This window comes from Streptomyces diastaticus subsp. diastaticus (assembly GCF_011170125.1).
GTDB lineage: Bacteria > Actinomycetota > Actinomycetes > Streptomycetales > Streptomycetaceae > Streptomyces > Streptomyces diastaticus.
The window spans coordinates 37,119-54,711 of record NZ_BLLN01000001.1; the positions used below are offsets into that span (position 1 = coordinate 37,119).

Sequence of the window (17,593 nt, forward strand, 5' to 3'; positions counted from 1 at the left end):
CCCGCCGGAACTTAGCCGAGTGAGGGCCGCTCCACCAGAACGCCTGCTCGTGGGGGGGGGGGGAGGTGACGGGTGCCCGTGCGCGCGGCACCCCCTGTCCGGGCGGGAGCAGGGGGCGCCGCGCGGGGGCCGACGGCCTGTCAGGCGGCGGGCGCTCCGACGAAGGCGCCCCACAGAGCGGCGTACGCGCCGTCCTCGGCGAGGAGTTCGTCGTGGGTGCCGGTCTCGGCGACGCGGCCGTGGTCCATGACGACGACCCGGTCGGCGCGGGCGGCGGTGGTCAGCCGGTGGGCGACGACCAGCGTGGTGCGGCGGCCCGCGATCCGGTCGGTGGCCTGGTTGACCAGGGCCTCCGTGGCGAGGTCGAGGGCGGCCGTCGCCTCGTCCAGCAGCAGGATGTCCGGGTCGACCAGTTCGGCGCGGGCCAGCGCGATCAACTGGCGCTGCCCGGCGGAGAGGTTGCGGCCGCGTTCGGCGACGGTGTGCAGGTAGCCGCCCTCCAGCCGGGCGATCATGTCGTGCGCGCCGACCGCGCGGGCCGCCGCCTCCACCTCGGCGTCGCTCGCCTCGGGCCGCCCGTAGGCGATGGCGTCCCGCACGGTGCCCTCGAAGAGGTACGCCTCCTGCGGGACCACGCCGAGCCGGTGCCGGTAGGACGTCAGGTCGAGGTCACGCAGGTCGGTACCGTCCACGGTGACGCGGCCGCTGGTCGGGTCGTAGAACCGGGCGACCAGCTTCACCAGGGTCGACTTGCCCGCGCCGGTCTCGCCGACGAAGGCGACCGTCTCACCGGGCGCGATCCTCAGGTCGACGCCGGTCAGCGCCTCCTCGGCCTGGCCGTCGCCGTCGGCCGGGCGGTAGGCGAAGCCGGTGTTCTCGAAGGCGATCTCGCCGCGCAGTGAGCGCACGTCGAGCGGTTCGGCGGCCCGCCCGGTGGACGGCTTCTCGCGCAGCAACTGCTGGATGCGGCCGAGCGAGACGGTGGCCTGCTGGTACCCGTCGAAGACCTGCGAGAGCTGCTGGACCGGGGCGAAGAACAGGTCGATGTAGAGCAGGTACGCCACCAGCGCGCCGGTGGTGAGCGTGCCCGCCTCGATCCGGCCGGCGCCGACGATGAGAACGGCGGCGGCCGCCACCGAGGCGAGGAGCTGCACGAAGGGGAAGTAGACGGAGATCAGCCACTGCCCCTTGAGCCGCGCCCGCCGGTAGGAGTCGCTGTGCGCGGCGAACTCGCGGGTGGTCGTGGGCTCGCGGCGGAACGCCTGCACGATCCGCAGCCCGGCGACGTTCTCCTGGAGGTCGGCGTTGACCCCGGAGACCCGCTCACGGGCCAGCTCGTACGCCTTGACGCTGCGCTTGCGGAAGAAGTACGTGCCGACGACCAGGACGGGCAGCGTCGCGAAGACGACCAGCGCGAGCTGGAGGTCGATGGCGAGCAGCACGCCCATGATCCCGAAGAAGGTGACGACCGAGACGAAGGCGGTGACCAGGCCCGTCTGGAGGAAGGTGGAGAGCGCGTCGACGTCGGTGGTCATCCGGGTCATGATCCGGCCGGTCAGCTCGCGCTCGTAGAAGTCCAGGCCGAGCCGCTGGAGCTGGGCGAAGATCTTCAGCCGGAGCGCGTACAGGACCCGCTCGCCGGTGCGGCCTGTCTTGCGGATCTCGGCGGTCTGCGAGGCCCACTGGGCGATCACGGCGAGCAGGGCGAGCCCGGCAGCGGTCCAGACGGCGCCGAGCGCGAGCTGGTTGACCCCCTCGTCGATGCCGTGCCGGATCAGCACCGGCAGCAGCAGGCCGAGCCCGGCGTCGGCCGCGACGAAGAGGAAGGCGACGGCGAGCGGCCGGCCGAAGCCGCGCAGCAGCCGCCGCAGGCCGTAGGAGTCCTCCGGGGTGACCGCCCGCGCCTCGTCCACCCGGGGTTTCTCGTCGGCCGGGGGCAGCGCCTCGACCTGGGCGAGGAGTTCGGGGGTGGCGGGCATCCCGGCGAGGGCGGCGGCCGGGTCGCGGGCCTCCTTGTCGCGGACCCACAGGGCCGGGGTGATGCCGCGTTCGGCGTCGAACTCGGCGTCCAGCTCGTCCCGCAGCTCGTCGGTGAGCGTCTCCTCCTCGGGGAGCACGGAGAGCGGGGCCTGCCGCGGGGTGTGGCCGGGCGAGGTGCCGCCGAGGGCCTCGGGGTCGGTGAGCAGGCGTCGGTAGAGCGGGGAGGTGCGCTCCAGCTCAGCGTGGGTGCCGACGGCGGCGACGCGGCCCTCGTCGAGGACGGCGATGCGGTCGGCGAGGTTGAGGGTGGAGCGGCGGTGGGCGATGAGCAGGGTGGTGCGGCCCGCCATGACCTCGGCGAGGGTCTCGTGGATCTCGTGCTCGACACGGGCGTCGACGGCCGAGGTGGCGTCGTCCAGGACGAGCAGGCGGGGATCGGTGAGCAGCGCGCGGGCCAGGGCCAGTCGCTGGCGCTGGCCGCCGGAGAGGGTCAGGCCGTGCTCGCCCACGGCCGTGTCGTAGCCGTCGGGCAGGTCGGCGATGAACCGGTCGGCGCGGGCGGCCCGGGCGGCGGCGGTGATCTGCTCGTCGGTGGCGTCGGGGCGGCCGTAGGCGATGTTGGCGCGGATGGTGTCGGAGAAGAGGAAGCTGTCCTCGGGGACCAGGCCGATGGCGGCGCGCAGCGAGTCGAGCGTCAGTTCGCGCACGTCGCGGCCGCCGACGAGGACGGCGCCGGCGCTCACGTCGTAGTAGCGGGGCAGCAGGGCCGAGACGGTCGACTTGCCGCTGCCGGAGGCGCCGACCAGGGCCAGGGTCTCGCCCTCGCGGATCTCCGTGCTGAAGCCGTCGAGGACGGGGCGGCCCTCGCCGTAGCCGAAGGTGACCGAGTCGAACTCGACGGTGGCGGGGGCGTCGGCGGGCAGTTCGCGGGTGCCGTCGGCGATCGAGGGTTCGGTGTCGATCAGCTCCAGGACGCGTTCGGCGCCGGCCCGGGCCTGCTGGCCGACGGTGAGGACCATGGCGAGCATCCGGACCGGGCCGACGAGCTGGGCGAGGTAGGTGGAGAAGGCGACGAAGGTGCCCAGGGTGATCTGCCCGCGCACCGCCAGCCAGCCGCCGAGGGCGAGCATGGCGACCTGGCCGAGCATGGGGACGGCCTGGAGGGCGGGGGTGTAGCGGGCGTTGAGCTTGACGGTGCGCAGGCGGCCGGCGAAGAGGCGGCGGCTGACCTCGCGGACCTTGCCGGTCTCCTGGTCCTCCTGGCCGAACCCCTTGACGACGCGGACGCCCGAGACGGCCCCGTCGACCACCCCGGCGACAGCGGCGGCCTGCCCCTGTGCGTACCAGGTGGCGGGGTGGAGCCGGGTGCGGCTGCGGCGGGCGATCCACCACAGGGCGGGGGCGACGGCGACGACGACCAGGGTCAGCGGCAGCGAGAGCCACGCCATGATCGCCAGGGACATGAGGAAGAGCAGGACGTTGCCGATGGTCATCGGCAGCATGAAGAGCAGGCCCTGGATGAGCTGGAGGTCGCTGGTGGCGCGGCCGACGACCTGGCCGGTGGAGAGGTCGTCCTGGCGTCTGCCGTCCAGCTCGGTGATGGTGTCGAACATGTCGGTGCGCAGCTCGTGCTGCACGTCCAGGGCGAGCCGTCCGCCGTAGTAGCGGCGGACGTACGTCAGCCCGTAGACGACCAGGGCGGCCGCGATCAGCAGCCCGGCCCACAGGGCCAGGGAGCGGCTGCCGCCGATCACGTCGTCGATGACGATCTTGGTGATCAGGGGGACCAGCGCCATGACGCCCATCCCGGCGAGCGAGGCGCCGAGCGAGAGGATCACGTCCTTGGGGTGCCGCCAGGCGTACGCGGTGAGCCGCTTGACCCAGCCCCGGTTCTCGATCGCCGCCTCAGGCCCGGCCACCGGGGTACGCCCCGGTTCCCCCCGCTCCTGCCGGTCCTGCCGCGCGCCCGCCACCCCGTGGTCCTTCCGTCGTCCGGTCTCCTGCACTACCGCCAGCGCCAACATCCGGAGCGGGGGATTTCATCCCGCCGCAACGAACCGGGTGGGGCGCACGGGTGTGCGACGGGAGTCGGGAGGGCGCGGGCGGCGGAGCCGTCAGCGGTGGCCGAGGACGTTGACGACGCGGCCGTCCGGGTCGCGGGCGAAGAAGCGGCGGACGCCCCACTCCTCGTCGCGGACCGGGAAGAGCAGCTCGGCGCCGGCCGCCCGCAGCTCCTCGTACGCGGCGTCCACGTCGTCGACCTCGATGCTCAGGTCGGGGACGACCGGGCCGGTCAGGTCCTCGGTCATCAGGCTGAGCTGGACCGGCGAGGCGCCGCCGCCGGTGCCGGTCAGGGTGGTGATCCAGCCGAGGTCCATCGCGGGGCTGAGGCCGATGCGGGCGTAGAACGCGCCGCACGCCTCGGGGTCCTCGGTCCGCAGGTTGGGGACGACCCGCCGTACGTTCATGATCGGCTCCTCATGCCGTGACCGCGCGGGCGGGCCGGGCGGCTCCCGGCCGGAGTGCCCCGCGACGGGAGCACTCCAACACAACGGGGCGCGTACGTCACTCCGCGGCGCGCTCCTCCTCGTGGGTGGCGGCGAACATCCGCAGGTGGACCGGGAGGACGACCACGGACGGGCCGGGGGCGGCCAGCGCCTTCGCCAGGTCCGTGGCCAGGTGCTCCACCGAGGTGGTGGTGGCCGGGATGTGGAAGGCGGCGGCGAGGGCCGCGTAGTCCGGGCGGCTCAGCTCGGTGGCGGTGGTGGTGCCGAAGGCGTCGTGCATGTACTCGCGCAGGATGCCGTAGCCGCCGTCGTCGACGATGAGCCAGGTGACGTCCAGGTCGTGCTGGCGGGCGGTGGCCAGCTCGGCGATCGAGTACAGCGCACCGCCGTCGCCGGAGACGGCGAGCACCGGGCGGGTCGGGTCCGCGACGGCGGCGCCGAGCGCGGCCGGGTAGGCGTAGCCGAGGCCGCCCGCGCCCTGGGCCGAGTGGAAGGCGCCCTGGCGGGGGTCGAAGGCGGACCAGGCCCAGTAGGCGAGGATCGTCATGTCCCAGAAGCTGGGCGAGGTGTCGGGCAGCGCCTCGCGGACGGCGGCCAGGACGCGCTGCTCGGTGTCGAGGCCCTGGCCGTCGATCCGGTCGCGGATCGCGGCGAGGGTGGCGGCGACGCGGTCCGGGGCGCCGGTGTCCGTACGCTCCGGGACGGTCTCCAGCAGGGCGGTGAGCGCGAGGCGGGCGTCGGCGTGGATGCCGAGGGCCGGGTAGTTGGCCTCCAGCTTGCCGAGGTCGGCGTCGATCTGGACGATCCGGCCGCGCGGGGTGAACGTCCCGTAGTGCGAGGACAGCTCGCCGAGGCCGGAGCCGACGACGAGCACCACGTCGGCCTCCTCCAGGAAGGCCGTGGTGTGCCGGTCCTCCATCCACGACCGGAGCGAGAGCGGGTGGTCCCAGGCGAAGGCGCCCTTGCCGCCGAAGGTGGTGACCACCGGGGCCTGGAGGCGTTCGGCCAGCGCGGTCAGCTTGCCGGCCGCGTCGGCGCGGACCACGCCGCCGCCCGCGATGATCACCGGCCGCTCGGCGCGGCCCAGCCAGTCCGCCGCCACCGCTGTCAGCTCGGGACGCGGCGCCGGCTCCTCCGGGAACGCGTCCGGGGCCGTGACCTGCGGCACCGTGGTCCGCGCGCTGAGGATGTCGGCGGGGATCTCCACCCACACCGGACCGTGCGGCGCGGTCAGGGCGCTCCGCCACGCCTCGGCGATCGCGGTCGGGATCTGCGAGGCGGTACGCACCGTGTGCACGGACTTCACCACGTCCCGGAACGACGCCTGCTGGTCCCGCAGTTCGTGCAGGTACCCGTGGCGCCCGCCGCCGAGCCCCGCCGCCGGGACCTGGCTGCTGACCGCCAGCACCGGGGCACTGGCGGCGGCCGCCTCCTGGAGCGCGGCCAGCGAGGTGAGGGCCCCCGGGCCGGTGGACAGCAGCAGCGGGGCCGCCTCACCCGTCACCCGGCCGTACGCGTCGGCCGCGAACCCGGCGTTGTTCTCGACGCGCAGGCCCACGTACTCCATGGGGGCGCGCCGCAAGGCGTCGAACAGGCCGAGCGCGTGCTGGCCCGGCAGGCCGAAGACGGTGGTGGCGCCGAGGCCGTGCAGGGTCTCCATGACCAGGTCACCACCGGTGCGGCCGGGCGGAGGGGACAGGGCTGCCGCCGTCTGGGCGGGGGTGGGGATCAGCTCGGGGCCGTGGTGGTCGTGGGTCATGGTGCGGGTGGCCTCGTGTCGGGTCGGTGGGTTTTGGCCATGGTGTCACTTGGCTGGTCGTGGGGGGTGGGGTGCCTTGACGGGGGCTGGCCTCGGTGGGGGTTGTTGGCCCGGCCTGCGGCCTGGGGTGGCCTCAAGCGCCGGCCGGGCTGTCGTGTGGCTGAGCGCTCTGCCAATCTCAGCCCGGCCGGCGCTTGAGGCCACAACAGCCCGGCCGGCGTCTAAGGCCGCCCCAGGCCGGGGACCGGGCGGAGCCCAGCGCGGGCAAGGCCCAGTCCCCGAGCCCCGGCCGTCAGGCCGAGATCTGGCGCGCCATGATCGTGGTCAGCTCGTACGCCGTGTGGCTGGCGGCCACCGCCGTGATCTCGGCATGGTCGTAGGCGGGCGCGACCTCGACCAGGTCGGCGGAGACGAGGCGGCACGAGGCGAGCCCCCGGATGATCTCCAGCAGCTCCCGCGAGGTCAGCCCCCCGGCCTCGGGCGTCCCGGTGCCGGGCGCGTGCGCGGGGTCGAGGACGTCGATGTCCACGGAGATGTAGAGCGGCCGGTCCCCGATCCGCTGCCGCAGCTGGTCGGTGATCTCGTCGACCCCGCGCCGCATCACGTCGGCGCTGGTCACGATCCCGAAGCCGAGCTTCTCGTCGTCGTCGAGGTCCTGCTTGCCGTAGAGCGGGCCGCGGGTACCGACGTGGGAGAGGGCGGAGGTGTCGAGGATGCCCTCCTCGACGGCCCGGCGGAAGGGCGTGCCGTGCGTGTACTCGGCCCCGAAGTAGGTGTCCCAGGTGTCGAGGTGGGCGTCGAAGTGGAGCAGGGCGACGGGCCCGTGCACCTTGGCGACCGAGCGGAGCAGCGGCAGGGCGATGGTGTGGTCGCCGCCCAGCGTCATGAGGCGGGCGCCGGTGGCCAGCAGGTCGTCGGCGGCGGCCTCGACGGTCTCGACGGCCTCCTCGATGTGGAAGGGGTTGGCGGCGATGTCGCCGGCGTCCGCGACCTGGGCGAGGGCGAACGGGGAGGCGTCCTGCGCCGGGTTGTAGGGCCGCAGCAACCGGGACGCCTCGCGGATGGCGTTGCCGCCGAAGCGGGCGCCGGGCCGGTAGGAGACGCCGGTGTCGAAGGGGACGCCGACCACGGCGATGTCGGCGGAGCCGACCTCGTCCAGCCGCGGCAGCCGCGCGAAGGTGGCGGGCCCGGCGAAGCGCGGGACGCGCGAGGAGTCGACGGGGCCGCGCGGCTCGGGGCGGGGCGAGGAGGCGGATGCGGTCATGGGTGCGGGTTCCTTCCGTGGGCCCCGGTCGGGGGCGGGTGCGGGTGCGGGTCGCCCGGGTACGGGCGGGTCGGCGGCGGCGCGGGGGTCAGCGTCCGTCGCCAGGCCCAGGATGCGCCTCGGCGTACGCGCCGGGCGCGGCCTGGGCTCCCTCAGCCGCCGGGGCGTACGCGCTCTCGGGCGCGCCCCGGCCTGCGAGCCGTTCGCGCCAGGTGGCGAGGACGGCCGGGTCGGTGGGCGGGGTGAGGAGGGAGACGACCACGTACGCGGCGAGGGAGGCGAGCAGGCCGTAGTAGATGGGCTGGTCGGCGAGGATGCCGTAGTGCCCCATCAGGGCGGAGACGGTGAGGCCGCCGACGGCGACGGAGGTGAGCGCGCCCTGCACGGTGCCGCGCTTCCACAGCAGGCCGCCGAGGATCGGGATGAGCAGCCCGCCGACAAGGAGGTTGTAGGCGACGGTGAGGGCCTGGACCACGTCGTTGAGGGCGATGGCGATGACGATCACGGCGGCGCCCATGATCAGGATGAAGAGGCGGTTGCCGCGCACCTCGTCGTGGGCGCCCCCGTCGGGCGCGGGCTCCCCGCCCCGGGCGGCGGCGCGCAGCCGGGACCAGATGTCGTTGTTGGCGACGGTGGCGCAGGCGATGAGAGCGCCGGAGGAGGTCGACATCACGGCGGCGAGCGCGGCGGCCAGCACCAGGCCCCGGACACCGATGGGCAGTTCGTGGGTGACGATGGTGGCGAAGGCGTCGTCGGCGCTGGCCAGGTCGGGGTACATGACCTTGGCGGCGGTGCCGATGACGGCGCCGGCTATCGCGTAGACCAGGCAGTACGTGCCGGCGACGGTGCCGCCCCAGCGGGCCGTGCGGTCGTCGCGGGCGGTGAAGACGCGCTGCCAGACGTCCTGCCCGATGAGCATGCCGAAGGTGTAGATCAGCACGTACGTGAAGATCGTCTCGCCGCCGATGCCGAGCGGTTCGAAGTAGGGGGTGGGCAGCGCGTCCCGGAGCGCCCCGAAGCCGCCGGCCTTGACGACGGCGATGGGCAGCAGCAGGAGCAGCACCCCGATCGTCTTCACGACGAACTGCACCATGTCGGTGAGGGTGATCGACCACATCCCGCCGAGCGTCGAGTACGCGACGACGATGCCGCCGCCCAGCACGATGGCGAGGGTGCGGGGCACGTCGAGGAGGACGTCGAAGATGGTGGCGTAGGCGATGGTCGAGGTGACGGCGAGCATCAGCGTGTACGCCCACATCACCAGCCCGGTGATGAGCCCGGCCCGGCCGCCGTACCGCAGGTCGAGCATCTCGGAGACGGTGTAGACCTTCAGCCGGGAGATGCGCGCGGAGAAGAAGAGGGAGAGGGCGAGCAGGCCGAAGCCGATGGTGAGGACCATCCAGGCGCCGGAGAGGCCGTGCTTGTAGCCGAGGCCGACGCCGCCGATGGTGGAGGCGCCGCCGAGGACGATGGCGGCCATGGTGCCGGAGTAGAGGACCGGGCCGAGGCGCCGCCCGGCGACCAGGAAGTCGCTCTTGGAGCGGGCCCGGCGCATGCCCCACCAGCCCATGGCGAGCATGCCGGTCAGGTAGAGAAGGATGACCGCGTAGTCGACTGCCACGGGGGGCTCCGTTCGTCCGGATGCGGAGGAGGGGAAGGAGGGGACGCGGGCGTGGCTCGACCCTAGGTCGCCCCCGGGCCGGGCTGAAGTGTAGGTTTCATCCCTCTTCGCCCCTCTCGCTGGATGGATCGTCCACCCATGAGCACCACCCCTCCGCCCGGCTCCTCGGCCGCCTCCCCGGCCGAGCCCCCGTCCGCCGTCCTGCCGCCGACCCCGCCGGTCCGCCTCTCCGCGCTGCTCGGCCGCGCCGATCTCGGCCTCGGGCTGCGTCAGGTGGGCGGGCCGCCGGTGGACGAGGGGGACGGGGAGCGGCTGGTGCAGTGGGTGCACACCTCGGAGATGGAGGACCCGTACCCGTACCTGCTCGGCGGCGAGCTGCTGCTCAGCGCCGGGCTGCACCTGCCGGAGGCGGCGGGGGCGGGTGCCCGCCTCGACGCGTACGTGGGCCGGATCGTGGCGGCGGGCGGTGCCGCGCTGGGCTTCGGGGTGGCGCCGGTGCACGAGGCGGTGCCGCGCGGCCTGGTCGCGGCCTGCGACCGCTGGGGGCTGCCGCTGGTCGAGGTGCCGTCGGCGACCCCGTTCAGCGCGGTGGCGCGCGCGGTGTGGCGGCTGATGGCGGAGTCCCGGCACGCGGGGCTGCGCCGCGCCGCCGAGGCCCAGCGCGGCCTGGCCACGGCGGCCGCCGGACCCGACCCGGTCCACGCCGTGCTGACCCGCCTCGCCGCGCTCCTCGACGGGTACGCGGTACTGCTCGGCCCTACCGGCGAGATCCTCGTCCCCGGCGGCCGGGGCGCCCCGCCGGACCCGGCCCGCGCCCTGCTCGGCGGCCTCGCCACCAAGCTCCGCCCGGGCCCGGCCACCCGCCCCGCCCCCGCCTCGGCCACGGAGACGGCGGGCCGCGACCGCATCGCGGTGTACGCGCTGACCGGCACCGGCGGCCACGCCCTGGGCACGGTCTGCCCGGCGGGCACCGAGGGCGAACAGGCCCTCGCCCAGATCGCGGTCGTCCTCCTCTCCCTCCTCACCGCCGGCCGGCCCGGCGCCTCCTGGGCCGGCCGCACCTCGGCCCTGGTCGCCCTGCTCCTCGGCGACGCGCCCGCCACCGTCGCCGGCTCCCTCTCCGCCGGCCCGTGGACCGTGGTCCGGGCCCGCCGCTCCCCGCACGGCGGCCCGGTCGACCCCCTGGCCGCCTCCGGACTCGGTACGGCCCTGGGCTCCACCCTGGTCGGCACGGGACCCGGCGCCGACACGGTCCGCGTCCTCCTCCCCGCCGGCGCCGAACCCACCCCGCAACGCGGCTGGACCCTGGGCGCCGCCACCGCCGCCGGAGACCCGCCGGACCTCCCCGCCGCCGACGCCCGCGCGGCCCGCGCCCTGGACCGCGCCCGCGCCACCCACCACCCCCTGGTCCGCGACCGGGCGGACGCCGCCCGGGGACTGGCGGCGCTGGTCGACCCGGCCGACGCGGAGGCGTACGCCCGCGATCTGCTGGCCCCGCTCGACGGCGCCCCGGAACTCGCCGAGACCCTCCGCGTCTGGCTCTCCCTCCACGGCAGCTGGGACCGGACAGCCACCGCTCTGGCCGTCCACCGCAACACCGTCCGCGGCCGCATCACCCGCTGCGCCCGCCTGCTCGCCACCGACCTGGACGACGCGGACGTCCGCATGGAGCTGTGGTTCGCGTTGGGGCGGGGTGGGGAGTGAGGGGGCCGGTGTGCGGCGTACGCGATGCGGAACCCGCCCGACCGGCACGAAAGGCGCAGCCAACCCTCGCGAGCCGCCCCAGGGGGCGGGGCCGCCGGGCACAATGGTCTCCATGTCGATACCCAGTCGCGCCACCCTCGTCGAGCATCTCGTCCGCGCCCGGATCGCCGGTGACGTCGCCACGCCCCGCGACAACAACCTCGACCACTACCGCAGGCTCGCCAACGGTGACCGCCACTACTGGCTGGGGCTGGAGCTGGGCGACCGCTGGGCCGACGAGCAGGACGTGCTGGCCGTGATGGCCGAGCGGTGCGGCGTCAGCGACGACCCGGAGCACCGGCACGGCCAGGACACCATCGACCCGGAGCTGACCGTCGACGGCCTGGAGCGCATGGCGGCCAGGCTCCGCAAGGCGGCCGAGGGCCAGGAGCGCGTCCTCTTCGCCACCGGCCACCCCGGCGGCCTCCTCGACGTCCACCGCGCCACGGCCGCAGCCCTGCGCGCCGCGGGCTGCGACATCGTCGTCATCCCCGGCGGGCTGCGCACCTCCGAGGGCATGGTCTTCCAGTTCGCCGACGTGGCGATGCTGGAGCGCGGCGCCACTCTCTGGCACACCCACTCCCCCGAGCCGATGACCGTCATCCTCGACGGCCTGGAGCGCGAGGGCAGCCCGCTGCCCGACCTGGTCGTCGCCGACCACGGCTGGGCGGGCTGCGCGGCCCAGCGCGGCCTCGACTCGCTCGGCTACGCCGACTGCAACGACCCGGCCCTCTTCATCGGCGAGGCCGAGGGCACCATGCAGGTCACCGTCCCCCTGGACGACCACGTCCTGGACCCGCGCTTCTACGACCCGATGACGGCCTACCTGCTGGACGCGGCGGGGCTGACGCCCTGACCTGTGGGGGCCCGGCCCGTCCGGAGGACGTGCCGAAGCCCGCGCCCGCTGCCAGAATGGAGGCATCACCCCGTCTCCGTCCGGCACCGGGGAGGTCCCATGAGCCAACGCGGCACCGCGCGGCCCGACCTCGACTACGAGCAACTGGCACCCACGGTCGACTACGTGAACCGGGTGGTGCAGGTCGCGGGCAAGTACACCCTCGACGAGCCCTTCGAGGTCGGCTGGGGCAACGTCGTCCTCGACGTCACCCCGCGCGGCCTCTCCACCCGCACCTTCCGGCATCCCGAGGTCGCCTTCCGGGTCCACTACCGGCTGCTCGACGGTGACGTGCTGATCGAGTCCGACCGCGGCACCCGCACCCTCTCCCTGCGCCACGAGTCGGTCGCCTCCTTCTACCGGGCGTTCTGCGGGACCGCGGCCGGACTCGGCATCGGCCCGCCCAACTCCTCGCTGATCTGCGAGATCCCCGGCTCCCCGCCGGCCTTCGAGGACGACCGCGTCCCGCGCGACTGGGACGCCGACGCGGCCCGCCTGATGAACACCGCCGTGAACCTCGCCGCCGACGGCCTGGAGACCTGGCAGGCCCCCTACCTGGGCCACCGCCCCCGCGTGGGCGTGATGTGGGGCGGCTTCGACCTCTCGGCCACCCGCTGGCGCCCCCAGCGCACCACCCCCACCCCCGGCCGGCCCGCCTTCCAGCAGAACGCCGAACTGCACGCGTACCTCTCGGTCGGCTTCTCCTTCGGCAGTTCCCGGTCCCCGCACCCCGGCATGTACGCCTACCTCTGGCCCCAGCCCGACGGCCTCGGCTCCCGCGCCTGGGGCGTCGAGGGCGCCGCCTGGCACCCGGACGCGGGCCTGGTCCAGCTCCCCTGGCCGGCCCTCATGCGGACCCCGGACCCCGTCCGGTCGGTCGTCGCTTTCGGCGACGCGGTCCAGGCCGCCGCCGTCGACCTGGCGGGCTGGCCCGACGACCTGGTCTGCCCGCGCGTGGACGGCTGGTACATGAGCCGCACCCCGACCGCGGAGGTGCAGCGCCTGGAACAGGAGTGGCACGAGCACGTCCACGCGCGCGACTGACCCCGTCCGGAACGACCCCCCGGTCCTCGCGAGGCCCAGGGCGGAGACGGGAGCGGGTCAGCGCGGGACGCGCATGACCCCTTCCTGGATCACCGTGACGGCGAGCTTCCCGTCCCGCGTGTAGATGCGGCCCTGTCCCAGCCCGCGTCCGCCGGAGGCCGACGGGGAGTACTGGTCGTAGAGGAGCCAGTCGTCGGCGCGGAGCGGGCGGTGGAACCACATGGCGTGGTCGAGGCTGGCTCCGGTGATGTCGCCGGTGGCCCAGCCGCCCCGGCCGTGCGCGAGCAGGACCGAGTCGAGCAGCGTCATGTCCGAGACGTACGTGGTCAGGCAGACGTGGGTGAGCGGGTCGACGTCGCCGAGCTTGCCGTTGGTGCGGAACCAGACCTGGGAGCGGGGGTCGCGCGGGGTGCCGCGGGTGGCGTACGGAGGCTCGTGGACGTAGCGCAGGTCGACGGCGGCCCGGGCCTCCAGGAGGCGGTCGGCGACGCCCTCGTCGGTGAAGGCGGCGGCGTGGCGCGGGACCAGTTCCTCGGCGGTGGCGAGGGTCTCCGGGTCCGGCGCGGGCGGCATCGGCTCCTGGTGGTCCAGGCCCTCCTCCCCGCTCTGGAAGGAGGCGGAGAGGTGGAAGACCGGCTGGCCGTGCTGGACGGCGACGACCCGCCGGGTGGTGAAGGAGCGGCCGTCGCGGATGCGGTCGACGGTGTAGACGATCGGCGCGCCCGGGTCCCCGGGGCGCAGGAAGTACGCGTGCAGGGAGTGGGTGTGCCGGTCGTCCGGGACGGTCCGCCCGGCCGCCACCAGCGCCTGGGCGGCGACCTGGCCGCCGAAGACGCGGGGGATGACGGCCGAGCGGGACTGTCCGCGGAAGATGTCCTGCTCGATCCGCTCCAGGTCGAGCAGGGCCAGCAGTCCGGCCAGTGCGTCGTTCACTTGTGGGTGGCTCCGCTTCCGGTCGGGTCTGGACGGACTGCTGGGTGAGGACCGCTGCCGGGCCCTGAGGTCTCAGAGCCCCATGTTCTTCGCGATGATCATCTTCATGACCTCGCTGGTGCCGCCGTAGATGCGGTTGACGCGGTTGTCCGCGTACAGGCGGGCGATCGGGTACTCGTTCATGTAGCCGTAGCCGCCGTGCAGCTGGAGGCAGCGGTCGATGACGCGGGAGGCGACCTCGGTGCAGAACAGCTTGGCGGACGCGGCCTCGGCGGCGCTCAGCTCGCCGGCGTCGTGGGCCTCCAGGGCGCGGTCGCAGACGGCCTCGGCGGCGTCGACCTCGGCCTGGCAGGCGGCCAGCTCGAACTTGGTGTTCTGGAAGGAGGCGACCGTCTTGCCGAAGACCGCGCGGTCCTGGACGTACTCCTGGGCGAACCGGATGGCGGCGGCGGCCTGGGCGTAGGCGCCCACCGCGATGCCCAGGCGCTCCTGGGGGAGGTTCTGGCCGAGGTAGGCGAAGCCCTTGTTCTCCTCGCCGAGCAGGTCCCGGGCGGGGACCTTGACGTCGGTGAAGGAGAGCTCGGCGGTGTCGGAGGTGCGCAGGCCCAGCTTGTCGAGCTTGCGGCCGACGGCGTACCCCTCGGACGTGGTGTCGACCACGAAGAGGGAGATGCCGAAGCGGCGGTCCTCGGGGGTGGGCGCGGCGGTGCGGGCGCAGACGATGACGCGGTCGGCGTGGACGCCGCCGGTGATGAAGGTCTTGGCGCCGTTGAGCACGTAGTGGCTGCCGTCGGCCGAGAGCTTGGCGGTCGTCTTCATGCCGGCCAGGTCGGAGCCGGTGCCGGGCTCGGTCATGGCGATGGCGTACATGCTCGCGCCGGTGACGAAGTCGGGCAGCCAGCGCTTCTTCTGGTCCTCGGTGGCGTACGCCTTGAGGTAGGGCAGGCAGAGCGCGACGTGGACGCCGGAGCCGCCGAAGGAGACGCCGGCGCGGGCGCACTCCTCGGAGATGATCGCCTGGTACTTGAAGGACTCCTCGCCGGCGCCGCCGAACTCCTCGGGCACCTCGATGCCGAAGATCCCCAGCTCACCGAGCTTGTGGTAGAACTCCCGCGGCGCCTGGCCGGCGGCGAGCCACTCGTCGTGGACCGGGACGACCTCGGCCTCGATGAAGGACCGGAGGGTGTCGCGGAACGCCTCGTGGTCCTCGTTGTACACCGTACGACGCATGGTCATGCTCCTAGTCGGCTCGTGACCGGCCGCCACGGGGGCGGTCGGCCCACTCTCGTCCGGGCCGCGTCTCCGGTCCGGCCATGGGCGCGCAAGCACGGTTCGCCAACCAGCACAGACCACCCGGCTAAGCGCTTGCTCAGACGCAAGTTACCCGGCGGTTCCGGTGACTGTCCAGGGCGTGCGACGGCCGTCACCCGGGGTCTCGCCCACAGGGCGCGTCGCTTGGGCGAAGCCGAGCCCCACCGCTCCCGTCAGCCCCTTGCCGGCACCTCGGCACCGGCCGCGAAGGCGCCCCGGGCGAGGCGGTGCAGCAGTTCGGCGGTGCCCGCGCGGCCGGGCAGGGCGCCGGGGCGGCCGAGGTGCGGCGTGGAGTTGAGCAGGCCGAACACCGCGTGGACGCACGCGCGGGCGGCGGGCTCGGGGAACTCCGGGTAGCGGCGGCGCACGGCCTCGACCCACAGCTCGACGTACTGGCGCTGGAGGCGGCGGACCCGCTTGCGGTCGGCGTCACGCAGGCGGTCCAGCTCGCGGTCGTGGAGAGTGATCAGGGGGCGGTCGTCGAGGGCGAAGTCGATGTGGCCCGCGATGAGCGAGTCGAGGACGGCCTCCGGCGCGGCGCGTCCGGCCGCCTCGGTGCGCCGCCTTCCGCCTTCCAGGAGCTGTTCGGAGATGCCGACGAGCAGTTCGGCGAGCATCGCGTCCTTGCCCGCGAAGTGGCGGTAGAGGCCGGGCCCGCTGATGCCGACGGCGGCCCCTATCTCGTCCACGCCGACCCCGTGGAAGCCGCGCTCGGCGAAGAGGCGGGCGGCCTCCTTGAGGATCTGCTCGCGGCGGGTGGGGGCGGCGGTGGGAGTCATGGAACTCATTCTAGACAGGGTCGTTAGCGGTCGTTAACCTGTCGACAGCGCGTTAACGGTCATTAACGCCGGAGCGGTCGCCCCACCGGAGGCCGCCCCGGTCACGGCAAGGGAGCCACAGGCCATGCGAGAGGCACCAGTGCTGGGGAGCGCCGCCGATCCGGCGTCCGACACCTGGCGGACCAACGAAGAGGCACACACCGAGCTCGCCGCCCGGCTGCGCGAGAAGCTGGCCGCGGCCCGTCTCGGCGGCGGTGAGCGGTCCCGGGCCCGGCACGTGGCCCGCGGCAAGCTCCTCCCCCGCGACCGGGTCGACGCCCTGCTCGACCCCGGCTCGCCCTTCCTGGAGCTGGCCCCGCTGGCGGCCGACGGGATGTACGGCGGAGGCGCCCCGGCCGCCGGGGTGATCGCCGGCATCGGGCGGGTCTCGGGCCGGCTCTGCGTGATCGTGGCCAACGACGCCACGGTCAAGGGCGGCACGTACTACCCGATGACGGTCAAGAAGCACCTGCGGGCCCAGGAGGTGGCGCTGGAGAACCGGCTCCCCTGCCTCTACCTGGTCGACTCCGGCGGCGCCTTCCTGCCGATGCAGGACGAGGTCTTCCCCGACCGGGACCACTTCGGCCGCATCTTCTACAACCAGGCCCGGCTCTCCGGCTCGGGCGTCGCCCAGATCGCGGCCGTCCTCGGCTCCTGCACGGCGGGCGGCGCGTACGTCCCGGCGATGAGCGACGAGGCGGTCATCGTGCGCGGCCAGGGGACGATCTTCCTGGGCGGGCCGCCGCTGGTGAAGGCGGCCACCGGCGAGGTCGTCACCGCCGAGGAGCTGGGCGGCGGTGAGGTCCACTCGCGCACCTCCGGCGTCACCGACCACCTCGCCGAGGACGACGCGCACGCCCTGCGCATCGTGCGCGACATCGTCGCCACCCTGCCGCCCTCCCCCGAGCCGAGCTGGGAGCTGCTCCCCGTCGAGGAGCCGGCCCTCGACCCGGCCGGCCTCTACGGCGCCGTCCCGGCCGACTCACGTACTCCGTACGACGTGCGCGAGGTCATCGGGCGGATCGTCGACGGCTCGCGCTTCGCCGAGTTCAAGCAGGAGTACGGGCAGACCCTCGTCACCGGGTTCGCGCGGATCCACGGCCACCCGGTCGGCATCGTCGCCAACAACGGCATCCTCTTCTCCGAGTCCGCCCAGAAGGGCGCGCACTTCATCGAGCTGTGCGACCAGCGCTCCATCCCGCTGCTCTTCCTCCAGAACATCTCCGGCTTCATGGTCGGCCGGGACTACGAGGCGGGCGGCATCGCCAAGCACGGCGCCAAGATGGTCACCGCCGTCGCCTGCGCCCGCGTCCCCAAGCTCACCGTCGTCGTCGGCGGCTCGTACGGCGCGGGCAACTACTCGATGTGCGGCCGGGCCTACAGCCCCCGCTTCCTGTGGATGTGGCCCAACGCCAAGATCTCCGTGATGGGCGGCGAGCAGGCCGCCTCCGTCCTCGCCACCGTCAAGCGCGACCAGCTGGAGGCGAGCGGCGAGGAGTGGCCCGCCGAGGCCGAGGAGGAGTTCAAGGCCCCGGTCAGGGCCCAGTACGAGACGCAGGGCGACGCCTACTACGCCACCGCCCGTCTCTGGGACGACGGCGTCATCGACCCCCTGGAGACCCGCCGCGTCGTCGGCCTGGCCCTCACCGCCTGCGCCCAGGCGCCGGTCCCGGCACGCGACGGCGAGGCCCAGGGCTTCGGCGTCTTCCGGATGTGAG

At 74.2% G+C, this 17,593-nt stretch carries 12 protein-coding genes; 4 read left to right on the forward strand and 8 right to left on the reverse strand.

What is annotated here, in order from left to right:
- Window positions 1–140: 140 nt before the first annotated feature.
- From Sdia_RS00150 to Sdia_RS00170, 5 genes are all read right to left on the reverse strand, one after another.
- The gene (locus Sdia_RS00150) at window positions 141–4,004 is read right to left on the reverse strand and encodes an ABC transporter ATP-binding protein (RefSeq protein ID WP_371874217.1); all 3,864 of its coding nucleotides are present in this window, start codon (window positions 4,002–4,004) and stop codon (window positions 141–143) included.
- Window positions 4,005–4,094: 90 nt separating this feature from the next.
- Complete coding sequence (locus Sdia_RS00155; RefSeq protein ID WP_115069863.1) at window positions 4,095–4,448, reverse strand: VOC family protein; 354 nt, start codon at window positions 4,446–4,448, stop codon at window positions 4,095–4,097.
- Between the two features lie 97 nt (window positions 4,449–4,545).
- Window positions 4,546–6,246 carry a thiamine pyrophosphate-binding protein gene (locus Sdia_RS00160; protein WP_100452647.1) on the reverse strand — a complete coding sequence of 567 codons (1,701 nt, stop codon included), beginning with the start codon at window positions 6,244–6,246 and terminating at the stop codon, window positions 4,546–4,548.
- Window positions 6,247–6,538: 292 nt separating this feature from the next.
- Window positions 6,539–7,510, reverse strand: a complete 972-nt coding sequence (speB, locus tag Sdia_RS00165; RefSeq protein ID WP_100452646.1) for an agmatinase — start codon at window positions 7,508–7,510, stop codon at window positions 6,539–6,541.
- Between the two features lie 88 nt (window positions 7,511–7,598).
- A complete protein-coding gene (locus Sdia_RS00170; protein WP_124287182.1) occupies window positions 7,599–9,131 on the reverse strand; it encodes a sodium:solute symporter family protein in 1,533 nt (510 codons plus the stop codon).
- 138 nt (window positions 9,132–9,269) lie between these two features.
- On the opposite strand from Sdia_RS00170, the gene Sdia_RS00175 reads away from it, so the two are divergent.
- The 3 genes from Sdia_RS00175 (at window position 9,270) to Sdia_RS00185 (ending at window position 12,813) form a co-directional block, all read left to right on the forward strand.
- Complete coding sequence (locus tag Sdia_RS00175; protein ID WP_100452644.1) at window positions 9,270–10,835, forward strand: PucR family transcriptional regulator; 1,566 nt, start codon at window positions 9,270–9,272, stop codon at window positions 10,833–10,835.
- Window positions 10,836–10,947: 112 nt separating this feature from the next.
- Window positions 10,948–11,730, forward strand: a complete 783-nt coding sequence (locus Sdia_RS00180; RefSeq protein ID WP_100453321.1) for a phosphatase — start codon at window positions 10,948–10,950, stop codon at window positions 11,728–11,730.
- Between the two features lie 99 nt (window positions 11,731–11,829).
- The gene (locus Sdia_RS00185) at window positions 11,830–12,813 is read left to right on the forward strand and encodes a DUF5996 family protein (RefSeq protein ID WP_115069861.1); all 984 of its coding nucleotides are present in this window, start codon (window positions 11,830–11,832) and stop codon (window positions 12,811–12,813) included.
- Between the two features lie 57 nt (window positions 12,814–12,870).
- On the opposite strand, the gene tesB is transcribed toward Sdia_RS00185, so the two are convergent.
- The 3 genes from tesB to Sdia_RS00200 all read right to left on the reverse strand — a co-directional run bounded on the left by tesB (window position 12,871) and on the right by Sdia_RS00200 (window position 15,836).
- Window positions 12,871–13,746 carry an acyl-CoA thioesterase II gene (gene tesB, locus Sdia_RS00190; protein WP_124287184.1) on the reverse strand — a complete coding sequence of 292 codons (876 nt, stop codon included), beginning with the start codon at window positions 13,744–13,746 and terminating at the stop codon, window positions 12,871–12,873.
- Window positions 13,747–13,818: 72 nt separating this feature from the next.
- The gene (locus Sdia_RS00195) at window positions 13,819–14,976 is read right to left on the reverse strand and encodes an acyl-CoA dehydrogenase family protein (RefSeq protein ID WP_115069859.1); all 1,158 of its coding nucleotides are present in this window, start codon (window positions 14,974–14,976) and stop codon (window positions 13,819–13,821) included.
- Window positions 14,977–15,230: 254 nt separating this feature from the next.
- Entirely contained in the window at window positions 15,231–15,836 is a 606-nt protein-coding gene (locus Sdia_RS00200; RefSeq protein ID WP_115069858.1) for an SACE_7040 family transcriptional regulator, read from the reverse strand.
- A 124-nt stretch (window positions 15,837–15,960) separates the two neighbouring features.
- On the opposite strand from Sdia_RS00200, the gene Sdia_RS00205 reads away from it, so the two are divergent.
- Window positions 15,961–17,592, forward strand: coding sequence for a carboxyl transferase domain-containing protein (locus tag Sdia_RS00205; RefSeq protein ID WP_100452639.1), 1,632 nt, complete (start codon window positions 15,961–15,963; stop codon window positions 17,590–17,592).
- The last annotated feature ends 1 nt before the right edge of the window (window position 17,593 follow it).